Source organism: Vibrio kyushuensis, assembly GCF_050337325.1.
GTDB lineage: Bacteria > Pseudomonadota > Gammaproteobacteria > Enterobacterales > Vibrionaceae > Vibrio > Vibrio kyushuensis.
Genome location: NZ_JAKJSV010000016.1, coordinates 17,666 through 31,629, shown reverse-complemented (window position 1 = coordinate 31,629; position 13,964 = coordinate 17,666). Strand labels below are relative to the sequence as shown.

Here is a 13,964-nt window from a genome sequence, read left to right as displayed (position 1 = left end):
TCGTCACTGAACTAGTTGTGCTGTTCTTGAATAAGGATAACGGCCTGAGTACGGTTTTTAACCCCAAGTTTTCGGAAAATAGCGGTCATATGCGCTTTGATGGTCGCTTCTGAAACACTGAGCTCATAAGCAATCTGCTTATTGAGTAGCCCATCAGAGAGCATTCCTAGTACCTTATATTGTTGCGGTGTTAGGGCTGAAATTTTTTCTGCCAAATCGTTACAGGCGGCATTGTTGGTGATCAACCCTTCAGGAAAGAATGGGTCGCCGTTAAGGACTTGGTTAAGTGCACTAATCAGCTCTCGCATATCACTTGATTTAGGGATGAAACCAAACGCCCCATGGCTTTTAACCTGACTTACCACCGACGCTTCTTCACTGGCTGATACTACAACAATCGGCAGATCTGGGTATTCGGCTCGAAGGTGAATAAGGCCAGACATACCATTAGCACCGGGCATTTTAAGATCAAGCAACAGCAGATCGGGCTCATCTTCTTTTTTCAATAAGCTAAGAAGTGCATCCAGAGAATCGGCTTCGAGTAAGTTTGCCCCACTGACGGCCATATGAACTGACTGAAATAATGCATTGCGAAATAGCGGATGATCATCAGCAATGATAATGGAATAGGTTGGTTCCATAAGGTTATGCACTTATTAGGAAAAAGTTAAATTTAGTATCACCACTTGAGAGCAGCGTGACAACCAATACAGGCTTATTGCCTGACTTTTCTTCCTAAAATGTGAAAGAGTTGGGTTATCACTCCCAACTCTTTTGTATATAACTATTAATTAATAGAGACCGTGAGATCTGATTAATCTATTCGTTGTTTAGTAATGCATTAATGTGCTCCAAGAATGGCTTCGCTTCCATAAATCCCGTTAAGCGTGCGGCATTCACTTGTTCTCCTGATGCATCCCAAAATTCAATGGTTGGCAGCCCTAGAACATTCAGGTGTTGCAGTAAAGCGATGTCGTTAGGTTGATTACGAGTCACATCGGCTTGAAGCAAGACAAAGTTTTTGAGCTGCACTTCCACGTCAGGTTGGTGGAAAGTGTACTTCTCAAATTCTTTACACGCTACACACCAGTCGGCATAGAAATCGAGCATCGCTGGCTTGTTATTTTTCTTGGCAATTGCTAACTGTTCTTCAAGTTCTGCCACGCTGCTAACCTGAATAAATTCTACTTTGGGTTCGCTAATGTTAGCGCTTGGATTGAAGTAATAGTTAAGTGCGGGTTGAGCGGAGGCAAAGAGGCCAAGCACAGCAATAATACCGACGGCACTCTGTTTCCAGCCGCCAAAAGGCAGTCTGTTTTTAAGGTGATAAAGCCACCCAAATGCCACCAAACCTAACAGTGACCACAGTATCGTTGTCCATAGCGTTGGTAGAATTCGTTCTAGTAAGAAGATTGGTGCGGCAAGTAGAACAAAACCAAATAGAGTTTTCACTACATCCATCCACGCTCCTGCTTTTGGAAGGAGTTTATTGCCGAACACTGCTGCGAGCATCAACGGAATGCCCATCCCCATGGCTAATGCATACAGAGCGACACCACCAGTGAGTAAGTCACCACTTTGCGCCACATAGAGCAGTGCGCCAGATAGCGGGGCGGTGGTGCACGGAGAGCAAACTAGACCTGAAATCGCGCCCATAGAAAACACACCAAGAGTGCTGCCGCCTTTCTGCTGATTACTTAGATTATTGAGCCATGTTTGCATGCCACTTGGCAATTGAAGACTGTATAGGCCAAACATCGACGCTGCCAATACAACAAATAACGTACTTAGCCCGATGAGCACGTATGGGTGCTGCATTGCGGCTTGAAATTGCATGCCAGCAGAGGCGACAACAAGCCCAAGCAAGGTATAGGTCAGCGCCATCCCTTGAACATAAATAAACGAAAGCCCAAGTGCTCGTCGATGACTTAGCTTGCCACTGCCCAATACGATACTGGTCAAAATTGGGTACATCGGTAGCACGCAAGGCGTGAATGCTAGGCCGACACCTAACGCGAGAAATAGCAGGGGTGTCCACCAATTTTCAGCTAAGTTATCAGCCAGACTGCTGTCTTGTGAGGTTTGAATATTCGATTGAGGTTGAGAGTTTTCTGCCGTCACTTGTTTTGAGGCATTGACGATGGGAGTGCTGCCTGAAAACTCGAAGTTGGAAATTTCGATGACACGTGTTTCTGGCGGGTAGCAAAACCCTGCTTTAGCACAGCCTTGGTACTGAACAATGACACGCGCTTTGTCGTGGTAATCACTTAAAGGGATATCAACCAACAGCGGTTCCGTGTAGATATTGACCTGACCAAAAAACTCATCTTCATAAGGCTGACCTTGGCGCATGTTAATATCGCCTAGCGTGACGTTTTCACCACTAAATGAGATGCGGCTTTGATAAAGGTAATAGTCATCCTTTACTTGCCAATCAAGAGAAAGACGATCGCCTTGTTGATAGAAATTAAATGGAAATGCCTCATCCACGGGGACAAAGGTATTACTGTCAGATTGTGAGAACAAGGAGTCCGAGCTATTTGAAAGCTCTGAGCTTGTTGAAAACAAAGCATTGACGGGAAGCGCCGTGAGCGATAAACAAAAAGCAAAAACAAGAGAAAATAAACGCATATGAATCGTCTTTCTATTAGTGGATTGGGTATCTTAACTTAATCAGACAGGTTTAGAAGGGAATAAGTTTCATCCAAAATAAAACAGGCTTGAACAAACAAGCCTGATTGTAATTGCTTATGTATTAGATAAATTACCTAACGCCGAGGCGCGCCTTTACTACAGCCTCGCAAGCGTCAATATTCTCTACGCTTTTAGGGATGATCAAAACAGTATCATTTCCGCCAACCGTACCGAGTATTTCGGTATGTGGGTCAATGTCGACCAGCCTAGCAACCAGCTGAGCACTACCCGGGTGTGTTTTTACTACCACTGTCGCTTGATTGTGAGTAATGAACTCAATTTGTGAGGCAATAGAGGATTCGACACGCACTGGAGCATTTTCAACGGTAATGCAGTAGACCTTTTTTCCACAGGCATTTTGAACTTTTACCACGCCCAAATTGGATAATAAGCGTGAAACGGTCGATTGGCTGATCCCCTCAAAACCAATCTCAACAAGCTTTAATCGCAGATCGTTTTGCGTTGCGAAACTTTGCTGTTGCAGTAAGCGTTTACAAGCCGCAGTCAGTGTTTTGTCTTCTGCGGAAAATAAGGATCCGTGTTCTAAGGTGTCGTTCAAGGTCAACTCCTTGTATTTGACGTTCTGGATGTTGCTGGTCCTTAGCATCATGGATACTTCTAAATCCTTAAAGTATCAGTTCTTTTACTGTCCACTCTTTAAGTTGAGTTGTTATTATATTTTTCATTTGGAGTGTACCACTGAATTTAAATAGGCTATTTGAAGGTGATCACCAAAATAAACAACTAGTACCTTGTCTTAATTTTGGCGTTTAATTCTATCTGGTGGGATAATTATCCACTTGAGTGAATAATTATCCGGTGATGATTCATCTGTTTATATGCTTGATTAATAGGTATGGGCGCTAGCGCGCTTCTCTCATTATTCCGCGAGAGAATACTTTTTCACAATAGTGACATTTTAGCTGAACTTTCTCGTGTTTTAGCTGCACATTAAAACAACTTTCTACCGGTTCACCATGAGAAATACAGTTGCTGTTCGGGCACTCAAACACACCGTTTATCTGCTCAGGCAGTGCGAGTGTTAACTTATTCACCACGTTGTACTCTTCAATCTGATTAACCGTTGCATTGGGTGCATAAAGTGCGAGTTGATTGGCTTGCTCCTTGGTTAAAAAGAGATCCTCAATTTTAATCAAATCTTTAGCCCCTAAGGCTGAAGAGGGTAGATTCAGACCGATAGTAATACGGTGGTCGGTTTTATGCATTTTGAAAAGCTTGAGGATTTTTATTCCAACGTGCGCAGGAATATGATCGATAACGCTGCCGCTACGAATGGCTTCAACTTGAAGTTGGGTTTGCTTCACCATGATGGTATCTCCTGCTTATAGGTTGTCATTGAGTACTAGGGCTAATAGGGCTTCACGAGCGTAAACGCCATTCTCAGCCTGTTCGAAGTAATAGGCGTGTCGGGTTTTATCGACATCAGTGGTGATTTCATCCACTCTTGGAAGTGGGTGTAACACTCGCATATTGCTTCGAGCTTCTTTCAATGTCTCTTTAGTTAAGATGTACAGTGACTTCATATGTGCGTATTCCGACTCGTCAAAACGCTCTTTTTGTACTCGAGTCATGTATAGAATATCAAGCTCAGGAACAACCTCCTCAATACTGCTGTGGGTACTGTAAGTGATCCCGGCATCATCAAGCTCCTCACAAATGTAATCAGGCATGGCTAAGATATCTGGCGCGATAAAGAAGAAGCGCACATTGTTGAATTTAGACAGTGCCTGAGTCAGTGAATGTACGGTGCGGCCATATTTCAGATCACCCACAAAGGCGACATTAAGGTTATCAAGCGTGCCTTGAGTCTCTTGAATGGAGAACAGATCGAGTAGCGTTTGGGTTGGGTGCTGATTGGCGCCATCACCACCATTAACAATAGGGACACCGTTGGAAAATTCTGACGCTAAACGAGCAGCCCCTTCTTGTGGATGACGCATTACAAAGGCATCTACATACGATGAGATCACTTGAACTGAATCCGCTAGTGTCTCGCCTTTTTTTGCCAGTGATGTATTGCCACCGTTATCAAAGCCAATGATTGTCCCACCTAAACGTTGAACCGCAGTCTCAAATGAAAGTCGAGTTCGTGTCGAGGGCTCAAAGAAACAGCTCGCAACCACCTTGTTTTTTAACAGCTCTGGGTTTGGCTCTGCTTTGAGCTTTGCTGCGGTATCGACGATGAGTTCTAACTCACTTCGGGTCAGCTCCGGAATCGATATGATGTGTTTATTAAACAGTGAATGTGCCATAGAAAAAGCTCCTTACTTTATAAATTAACCCTGTGTATCAAGGTGGATATCTACCTATAAATTGCAGACAAAAAAACGCCCCCTTAAAGGAGGCATTTTCTATTGATTAATCACCCAAGGTGGCGACCATGACCGCTTTGATGGTGTGCATACGGTTCTCTGCTTCGTCAAAGACAATTGAGTGGTCGGATTCGATCACTTCATCAGTGACTTCAACACCCTCTTTGAGCATTGGGTACTCTTCGGCTAGTTGCTTACCTACCGTAGTATCTTCGCCGTGGAAGGCAGGTAGACAGTGCATGAATTTCACATGTGGATTGCCCGTTGCTTTTAGCATCGCCATGTTCACTTGGTAAGGGAGCATTAAGTTGATGCGCTCTGCCCACGCCTCTTTCGCTTCACCCATCGATACCCAAACATCAGTGTAGAGGTAATCACAGCCTTGCACGCCCTCTTGGACATCTTCAGTTAGTGTGATTTTGGCGCCCGTCGTAAGTGCAATTTCTTGGCATGTTGCTAACAACTGTTCTTCCGGCCAGAACTGCTTTGGTGCCACAAGGCGAATGTCCATGCCCATTTTTGCCGCGCCAACCATCAGTGAGTTACCCATGTTGTTGCGAGCATCACCAAGATAAGCGAATTTCATTTCATGTAGCTGCTTACCACGGCCATGCTCTATCATAGTCAGGAAATCAGCCAAGATTTGTGTCGGGTGGAACTCATCTGTTAGCCCATTCCATACAGGGACACCTGCGTAAGCACCTAGGTCTTCAACAATCTCTTGACCAAAGCCGCGGTATTCGATGCCATCGTACATACGGCCAAGAACACGAGCGGTGTCTTTCATTGATTCTTTATGGCCAATTTGAGATCCTGATGGGCCTAAGTAAGAGACGCGTGCGCCTTGGTCATAAGCGGCAACTTCGAAAGCACAACGAGTACGAGTCGAGCTTTTCTCAAAGATTAAAGCGACGTTCTTTCCGGTTAGACGCGGTTGTTCGTAGCCGTTGTATTTTGCTTTTTTCAGCTCTGCTGATAGCTCTAATAGGTGTTGGATTTCACGAGGAGTAAAATCTAACAATTTTAGGAAATTACGGTTACGTAGATTAAAAGCCATGGTCTATTCCTTCTGTATTAGGCGCTCTTGCGTTGTAGGGAAGAGCAAAGAGCGCTCTGTTTTCAGTTATTAGTCATTTTGTTATTTATTAATAGAATCAGTAGGTAATAACTCTATTTTTAACAGATGTTGAGTTGGATATTAGTGCTCTCGAACAATGTTTGTGCCTGCTGTACCTTGAAGAATGTGTAGACCATCTTCGAGTGCACCAATGCCCACGACTTTTCCGCCGTGCTTAATAAATTCACATGAAGCTTCTATTTTTGGCCCCATGGAGCCCGCATCAAACTTGTATTTTGCTAGCGCACTTGGTGTTGTGCTGCGTAGTGGGTGCTGAGTTGGTTTGCCCCAATCTAGGTAAACCGCATCGGCATCAGTGAGGATAAGTAGTGCGTCAGCATCAAGCTGTTTTGCTAAAAATGCCGCTGACATGTCTTTGTCGATAACCGCTTCAACACCAACTAACTTGCCATTCTCTTTTTTCACTGGAATGCCACCGCCACCGGTACAGATCACGAGGTGACCTTCGCCGATAAGTTTAGTGATAGCTTGGTGCTCGACAATACCAGTCGGCTGAGGACTTGGGACAACACGGCGGAAGTGCTTTCCGTCTGGCTTGATTGTCCAGTGGTACTTTTCAGCCATTTCACGGGCTTCTTTCTCTTCATAAATCGGGCCAATTGGCTTGGTTGGATCGGCAAACGCAGGATCGTTTGGATCAACCATCATCTGAGTCAGCATGCAAGAGATGTTGCGCTCAGGCAGGTAGTTTTTGAACTCTTGCATGAGCATGTAACCAATCATGCCCTGAGTTTCACTGCCAAGAACATCGAGCGGGTAAGGGCTCACTTTCTTGTATTCCAAACCTTGCAGTGCAAGTAGACCAACTTGTGGGCCATTGCCGTGAACCAATACCACGTCATACTCTTTAGCGATCTCTGAAATGGTTTTAACTGCCGTTTCAATATTGTGGCGTTGAACGTCAACTTCTAGCGGCTCGCCACGTTTTAGAAGTGCATTCCCACCCAGTGCGACAACAACTGTTTTTCTAGTCATAATGATTTTCTCTTTAATTGTGGTCGAGATAGGCACCTCGACCGTTATCGCTTTGGCGGTTAGATACCGTCACGCTCAATTGGGCAACTCATGCAGCGAGCACCACCACGGCCTCGGCCAAGCTCATCCCCTGGAATTGGCAGAACAGTAATGCCTGCTTTATCGTATTTTTCATTGGTGTAGGTGTTACGCTCATAGCCGATAACCACACCTGGTTTCACCGTCAATACGTTGTTGGCATCGTTCCACTGTTCACGTTCTGCCTCAAAGCTATTACCACCTGTAGTAATAAGATTGAGTTTGTCGACATGCAGGGCTTTAGCGATAGTGCGCATGTAAGATTCTTGCTGTGTTGCTTTGACCGTGCCGGATTCATCGCCAGTTAGGCTCCAGCAATTCACATCATCTGGAATAACGTTTGGATAGATAGAGAACGTATCTTCACGCATGTGCGTCATGACGGTATCTAAGTGCATACAAGAGCGATCTTGTGGTAGCTCAAGTGCAATGACTTGCTTCGCTTGGCCGTGTTTGAATAGGCTTGATGCAAGCTGCTCAACACCTTGAGCAGTCGTACGCTCAGACATACCAATAAGAACAGCACCTTTGCCGATGACCAGTACATCACCACCTTCGATAGTTGAGCGGTCGTAGGCACGTTCTTCGTCTCCGTAGTACTTAATGAAATCTTCACCAGCAAACGTTGGATGCCAGCGATAAATTGCACGCAAGTGATTCGTTTCACGCTGACGAGCCATTTTCGCCATCGGGTTGATGGACACACCACCATAAACCCAGCATGAGGTATCACGAGTAAATAAATGATTAGGTAGCGGATCGATGATGAAGTCGGTCGGTTTGTGCATAGATTGAAGCATTGAAGAGGACTTCATTGGTAACTCAGCAAACGACAAGCCACCAGTTAAGATTTTAGCCAGTTCAAGATTAGGGATATCACCAAGGTAACAACGCACATCATTGGCAAACGTCGGGCCATAGCGATAGTTCGATATCTGTGTATTAAGCAACCAGTCTTTTGCTTCTGGTACTGCCAATGTATCAGCAAGTAGGTGAGTCAATAGCAACACTTCAACACCTTGGTCTTTCAAGGTTTGAGCAAATGCATCATGCTCTTCACCAGCGCGTTCAACAGCAAGAACATCATCAAACAGCAAATCGTGGCAATTTGATGGTGTTAAGTGAGTCAGTGCTCGTCTTGGGCGATGAATTAAAACGCGACGTAATTGACCTATTTCAGAACCTACATAGAACTTACTCATGATCGTATCTCTCTTATTAATTGAAATTGTTTTATTCAAAAAACAATATTTATTTTGTAGGAGGAAAGTGGAGAATATTTAATATTCTTCTTTTGTTCTGTAATTCATATTACTCAGGTTTGGCTGGCTTTCTTAGAGGTCAATCACAAATCGTTTTTTATCACTGAGCCCTTTAAATACGAGGGTTTTAACAATATCTATTCAGTTAACCACTCGATTATCTCCTCCTAACTAGCCGTTGGTTAAGGAATATTATGCACTATTTACCCAATCACTCTAAAGATGAGGGTAGGTTTGGGGGATTGTATTCAATATATGATGCTTAATGTCAGTATGTATATTATTAAAATATGCATTTTTTCTATTTAGATAGTTATAAATTAAGAGTGATTTCGACGGTTGTTAACAAAACTTTTTCTTAATAAAATCGTTAGGATCACATTTTATTATTGAGGCTGTTTTAGATAGGGAAAGTGTTCCATTAGAAATAGTCATGCTCTTATAAATTAATCTAATCATATTGAGTTGGCGTTAAATATAAATAACGATGAATAGTGCCTATTTATTTGATTAAAGAGTCAGCTACTCATGATGGTAAGAATCACCTAGAAGCTCTAGCTAATAAAAAAGCCACTGAGAGACAGTGGCTTTATTGAATCTGTTTTTGCAGATTGTATGCTAATGGTTAGGCGCTAGATAAGCGCACCAATGCTTAGCGTGATAATACAGAACACGGTTAAGATTCCAATCAGTGGCATGACCCATTTAACCCATCGTACGTAAGGCACTCTCGCAATCGCTAGACCCCCCATCACCACAGCGGAGGTTGGTGTAATAAGGTTAACAAGCCCTGAAGCTGATTGATAAGCGGTGATAACCAGATCTCGCCCGACCCCCGCAAAATCAGCCAATGGAGCCATAATTGGCATAGTTAATACTGCAAGACCAGACGTTGAAGGAACCAAGAACGATAGTAGAATTTCAAGGAAAAACATTACGTTAATGAAGACTACCGAAGATAGCCCCGTCACCATTTGTTCCGCAGAAAACAAAATAGTATCGGTGATCATTCCGCGGTCCATGACGACGACGATACCACGAGCAATACCAATGATCAGTGCAACGCCTAATAGGTCGCGAGCACCATCAATAAAGCTATTAGTAAACTCCTCTTCACTCATTCGAGCCACAATTCCAACGATGATAGTCGCAGCTAAGAACATCGCAGAGATCTCTGCCATCCACCAACCAGCAACAGATACGCCGTAGATCATGACCCCGAATGAGCCGCCAAAAATAGCCAATATTGCTTTACGTGTTGCGGTGAACTCCAGTTTTTCACCGTTTGCATTACCCAAGAAGTGAGCTTTGTTCTCTTCGTACTTGTCATAAACAATCGATTTACTAGGGTCTGCTTTCACCATGCGAGCATAGCGCATGACATAAGCAACGCAGATGACCCAACCGATGACAAGCATTGCGATACGTAGCATGATGCCGTCAGTGAATGGTATACCAGAGGCGTTAGCTGCAATCACGGTAGCAAACGGGTTAATGGTAGAGCCAAGAACACCGATACCAGCACCCAGTAGAACGGTTGCCGCTGCGGTGAGCGGGTCAAATCGAGCCGCCATCATGACAGGGACTAGTAGGGTGTAGAAAGGTAAGGACTCTTCCGCCATACCATAAACCGTGCCGCCTGCAGCGAACAGCGCCATGAGTATGGGGATCATTAACTCTTCACGCCCTTCTAAGCGTGCGGTTACTCGCTCTATCCCAGCATCTATAGCACCAGTTTTTGTTACTAGCCCTAGAAAGCCACCAATAATAAGGATGAATAGCGAGACATCAATGGCGGCTGCTTCGTAGCTTTCGTGATCGTAGAAGCCATCAATTGGTGCCAGTAATACATCAATGACACCTTGAGGGTTACCGTCGACTTTTTGATAGGTGCCAGTAACTGGAACTTCTCGGCCGAGGTCATCGTTCATTGCGCGGTCATATTGCCCAGCAGGGACAATCCAAGTAAGTAGGGCAACTAATGCAATAAGAATAAATAAAATGGTGTAGGCAGAGGGGAATTTAAAGTTGGCAAAGAAGCCACCTTTCTTTTTTTCTGTTGGTAGAGTTTCAGTTGTCATAGCTATCTCCTTACATCTATTAATAGTTAAATAGATGTGAATAAGCGACTAATTAATTATGTTATTGGCGAAATTAAAATAAATCGCATGGATTAAATTGGTAAATATATATTTATAGTTAAATTTTCAGTGGTTGTAATCCACTGTTATTAGGTGTTTAGGTAATCTAGCTGCAATTATTCTAAGCGTGACTTAATGAGTTAACCTTGTGTTCGTTCACAAAAATTAACCACTAAAAATTAGGTTCTTTTTAGTCTAAAAATCAGGAGGGGTATTCTGTTATTAAACTTGAATTAATATTCGACCGTTTAATCAAGTAAACAGGGCTGTTGATGGGTTTTGCTTATAACAAATAGTAAGTGTGGAATTTTATTCAAACTTTATTTTTGGAGAGGAATGCAATTTTCGAAGGCTATTTTGATTAGGGTCAATAAAATTATAGAGTATAAATAACAAAGGGAGCCGAAGCTCCCTTTGTTTAGACGCGGTTAATTAGATAAACAGGCTACCAAAAGTGAAACCTAACGCAACAGCTGTCGCGATGGTTGTAACGCCTGGAATAAAGAATGCGTGGTTAAACACATACTTACCAATACGAGTTGAGCCTGTATCGTCCATCTCAACCGCTGCCAGTAGAGTCGGGTAGGTTGGAAGAACAAACAGTGCACTAACCGCAGCAAATGAAGCAACAGCCGTTAGCGGAGCCACACCAATAGCAAGCGCTGCTGGCATTAGAGCAACTGTTGTTGCACCTTGAGAATATAGAAGCATAGACGCAAAGAACAATACCAATGCCAACATCCATGGGTAATCAGAAAGCAGCGCACCAGCCACGTCTTTGATGCTATCTACGTGTGCGTTAACAAACGTTGAACCTAGCCATGCTACGCCCAGTACACAAACACACGCTGTCATACCTGAACGGAAAGTTGCCGCAGCTGGGATTTTAGAAGCATCAATTTTTGTGAACAGAACAATGGCAGCAGCAGCCGCTAGCATGAAGGTCATGATTGCTTCATTACGACCTAGCGTTGGGTTCTCAATTAGGCCGACTGAACCTGAAATTGCCGCGGCGTAACAAACAACGAAACCAATTGCAGCGAGGAAAATATAGGTAGCGCGTTTTGCAGTTGGTAAAATTTCACGTTGTTGGTTGTTCTCTTGTTTGATAAGCCCTTTTGCAAGACGCTCTTGATACACAGGATCATCCTTTAACTCACAGCCCATGAAGTTGGCAACAAAGGCACCCGCCATACAAGCAAGGAAAGTGGTTGGAATACATATCGCAAGTAGCGTTAAGTAATCAACGCCAAAAGGAGCCAACATCGCAGCAAAAGCGACTACCGCTGCTGAAATAGGAGATGCGGTAATGGCAATTTGTGATGCAACTACAGCGATAGAAAGAGGGCGAGATGGGCGAACGCCTTGGCCTTTTGCAACTTCTGCAATAACAGGAAGAGTTGAGAAAGCTGTATGGCCAGTACCCGCCATCAGCGTCATAAAGAAGGTAACAATAGGTGCGTAAAAAGTGATTCGCTCAGGGTGTTTTCGCAGAAAATTTTCAGCAATCTGCACTAGCCAGTCCATGCCGCCCGCAACCTGCATTGCAGCAATGGCGGTAATAACAGACATGATAATAAGAATAACATCGACGGGAATAAACGATTGGCTAGTTGGAACACCAAGCACGAGCGATAGTGCGATTACGCCTGCACCACCAGCAAAACCTATTCCTATTCCACCAATTCGTGCCCCGATGAAAATAAAGAATAGAACCACAAATAGTTCAACTGCGATCATGTGATCACCTCTTTTATATTGTTAAATTAAATAAGATAAATGTTTATTATGAGTAGCTTATACGTATTTGTTATTTTGATTTATTGTCAATAAGCCCAAAAAAGGCCCCCAGTTGGGAGCCTGTTTTAGCAATTACTCGTAACGCTTGCCTTTATACTGAGGTCTCATTAGGTTTTCAACCGAGAAAATGTCATCAAGTTCTTCTTCGGTTAATAAGCCTCGCTCTAGTACGACTTCACGGACACTCTTACCTGTTTCCGCACAAATCTTACCGACAATGTCACCTTCGTGGTGGCCAATGTATGGATTTAAGTAAGTGACGATGCCAATAGAGTTAAACACGTAGCCTTCACAGACTTCTTTGTTGACGGTGATACCATCCACACATTTATCACGTAGGTTGACACACGCGTTAGTCAGAATATCTAAAGACTCAAACATGCTTTGAGCAATTACAGGCTCCATCACGTTAAGTTGAAGCTGACCGCCTTCTGCTGCGAAAGAGATGGTGTTGTCGTTACCTAGAACCTTAAAGCACACTTGGTTTACTACTTCAGGAACAACTGGGTTTACTTTAGCAGGCATGATTGAAGAGCCAGCTTGCAGTTCAGGAAGGTTTAGCTCGTTAAGACCAGTACGGGGACCAGAAGAGAGTAGACGTAGGTCATTACAGATCTTAGACAGTTTCACTGCTAGACGCTTAAGTGCGCCGTGTGCCATTACGTAAGCGCCACAGTCTGATGTTGCTTCAATTAGATCTTCTGCTTGAACACATTCGTGTCCAGTTACTTCTGCCAAGTGTCTAACTGCCGCTTCTTGGTAACCATCAACAGCGTTTAGACCGGTACCGATTGCCGTTGCACCAAGGTTTACTTCAAGCAGTAACTTAGAGGTGAACTGTAGTGCACGAATCTCTTCATTTAGAGTGACTGACCAAGCATGGAACTCTTGTCCAACCGTCATAGGTACAGCATCTTGAAGCTGAGTTCGACCCATCTTTAATGTGTTTTCGTACTCTTTGCTCTTGAGATCGAAAGAACCCTTTAGGTACTCAATTGCGTCAATGAGTTTACGAACGCTATTAAATACAGAAATACGGAAGCCCGTTGGGTAAGCACAGTTAGTTGATTGGCTCTTATTGACGTGATCATTTGGATTAACGAACTCGTATTGACCTTTCTCTTTACCCATTAACTCTAATGCAACGTTAGCAATTACTTCGTTGGTGTTCATGTTAACTGACGTTCCAGCACCACCTTGGAATACATCCGATGGGAACTGATCCATGCACTTACCTGTATCAAGGATCAAATCACACGCTTGAATAATATGGTTTGCGACATCTTTTGGTAGCACGCCGAGCTCTTTATTTGCTAGAGCGGCTGCTTTTTTAGTCATCACCATGCCGCGAACGAATTCAGGTACGTCAGAGATGGTTGAATTAGAGATGTTGAAATTTTCAATCGCGCGTAAAGTATGGATGCCGTAATACGCATCAGCAGGGACATGACGTTGACCTAAAAGATCTTCTTCGATTCGAGTGGCTTGTTGAGCTGTAGTTGTAGCATTAGACGGGGTAGCCATAACGGGATCCTTAGAGAAT

General features: G+C 43.8%; 11 protein-coding genes. All 11 read right to left on the bottom strand.

All coding sequences use genetic code 11. From position 1 onward, the window contains the following. Positions 1-11: 11 nt before the first annotated feature. Complete coding sequence (locus L4D20_RS23045) at positions 12-641, bottom strand: response regulator (protein ID WP_428803923.1); 630 nt, start codon at positions 639-641, stop codon at positions 12-14. Between the two features lie 178 nt (positions 642-819). Continuing rightward, positions 820-2,631, bottom strand: a complete 1,812-nt coding sequence (locus L4D20_RS23040; protein WP_428803922.1) for a protein-disulfide reductase DsbD — start codon at positions 2,629-2,631, stop codon at positions 820-822. Between the two features lie 133 nt (positions 2,632-2,764). Further along, positions 2,765-3,253: an arginine repressor gene (locus tag L4D20_RS23035; protein WP_428803921.1), complete on the bottom strand. Its 489-nt coding sequence runs from the start codon at positions 3,251-3,253 to the stop codon at positions 2,765-2,767. Between the two features lie 304 nt (positions 3,254-3,557). Beyond that, positions 3,558-4,022, bottom strand: coding sequence for an aspartate carbamoyltransferase regulatory subunit (gene pyrI / locus L4D20_RS23030; RefSeq protein WP_428803920.1), 465 nt, complete (start codon positions 4,020-4,022; stop codon positions 3,558-3,560). Positions 4,023-4,037: 15 nt separating this feature from the next. Next, positions 4,038-4,967, bottom strand: a complete 930-nt coding sequence (gene pyrB, locus L4D20_RS23025) for an aspartate carbamoyltransferase (RefSeq protein ID WP_428803919.1) — start codon at positions 4,965-4,967, stop codon at positions 4,038-4,040. Positions 4,968-5,073: 106 nt separating this feature from the next. Next, positions 5,074-6,084, bottom strand: a complete 1,011-nt coding sequence (locus L4D20_RS23020) for an ornithine carbamoyltransferase (RefSeq protein ID WP_428803918.1) — start codon at positions 6,082-6,084, stop codon at positions 5,074-5,076. A 141-nt stretch (positions 6,085-6,225) separates the two neighbouring features. Continuing rightward, entirely contained in the window at positions 6,226-7,140 is a 915-nt protein-coding gene (gene arcC / locus L4D20_RS23015; RefSeq protein WP_428803917.1) for a carbamate kinase, read from the bottom strand. 59 nt (positions 7,141-7,199) lie between these two features. Next, positions 7,200-8,420, bottom strand: coding sequence for an arginine deiminase (gene arcA, locus L4D20_RS23010; RefSeq protein ID WP_428803916.1), 1,221 nt, complete (start codon positions 8,418-8,420; stop codon positions 7,200-7,202). 692 nt (positions 8,421-9,112) lie between these two features. Then, positions 9,113-10,561: a YfcC family protein gene (locus L4D20_RS23005; RefSeq protein WP_428803915.1), complete on the bottom strand. Its 1,449-nt coding sequence runs from the start codon at positions 10,559-10,561 to the stop codon at positions 9,113-9,115. Positions 10,562-11,053: 492 nt separating this feature from the next. After that, positions 11,054-12,361, bottom strand: coding sequence for an anaerobic C4-dicarboxylate transporter (locus L4D20_RS23000; RefSeq protein WP_428803914.1), 1,308 nt, complete (start codon positions 12,359-12,361; stop codon positions 11,054-11,056). 132 nt (positions 12,362-12,493) lie between these two features. Next, positions 12,494-13,945 (bottom strand): aspartate ammonia-lyase, encoded by a 1,452-nt coding sequence (gene aspA / locus L4D20_RS22995; RefSeq protein ID WP_428803913.1) that lies wholly within the window; start codon positions 13,943-13,945, stop codon positions 12,494-12,496. Between the last annotated feature and the right edge of the window lie 19 nt (positions 13,946-13,964).

Excerpts from the sequence above, each read along its gene's own strand:
- L4D20_RS23045 (WP_428803923.1), bottom strand. The coding sequence starts at position 641 with ATGGAACCAACCTATTCCATTATCATTGCTGATGATCATCCGCTATTT.
- L4D20_RS23040 (WP_428803922.1), bottom strand. The coding sequence starts at position 2,631 with ATGCGTTTATTTTCTCTTGTTTTTGCTTTTTGTTTATCGCTCACGGCG.
- pyrI (WP_428803920.1), bottom strand. The coding sequence starts at position 4,022 with ATGGTGAAGCAAACCCAACTTCAAGTTGAAGCCATTCGTAGCGGCAGC.
- pyrB (WP_428803919.1), bottom strand. The coding sequence starts at position 4,967 with ATGGCACATTCACTGTTTAATAAACACATCATATCGATTCCGGAGCTG.
- L4D20_RS23020 (WP_428803918.1), bottom strand. The coding sequence starts at position 6,084 with ATGGCTTTTAATCTACGTAACCGTAATTTCCTAAAATTGTTAGATTTT.
- arcC (WP_428803917.1), bottom strand. The coding sequence starts at position 7,140 with ATGACTAGAAAAACAGTTGTTGTCGCACTGGGTGGGAATGCACTTCTA.
- arcA (WP_428803916.1), bottom strand. The coding sequence starts at position 8,420 with ATGAGTAAGTTCTATGTAGGTTCTGAAATAGGTCAATTACGTCGCGTT.
- L4D20_RS23005 (WP_428803915.1), bottom strand. The coding sequence starts at position 10,561 with ATGACAACTGAAACTCTACCAACAGAAAAAAAGAAAGGTGGCTTCTTT.
- L4D20_RS23000 (WP_428803914.1), bottom strand. The coding sequence starts at position 12,361 with ATGATCGCAGTTGAACTATTTGTGGTTCTATTCTTTATTTTCATCGGG.
- aspA (WP_428803913.1), bottom strand. The coding sequence starts at position 13,945 with ATGGCTACCCCGTCTAATGCTACAACTACAGCTCAACAAGCCACTCGA.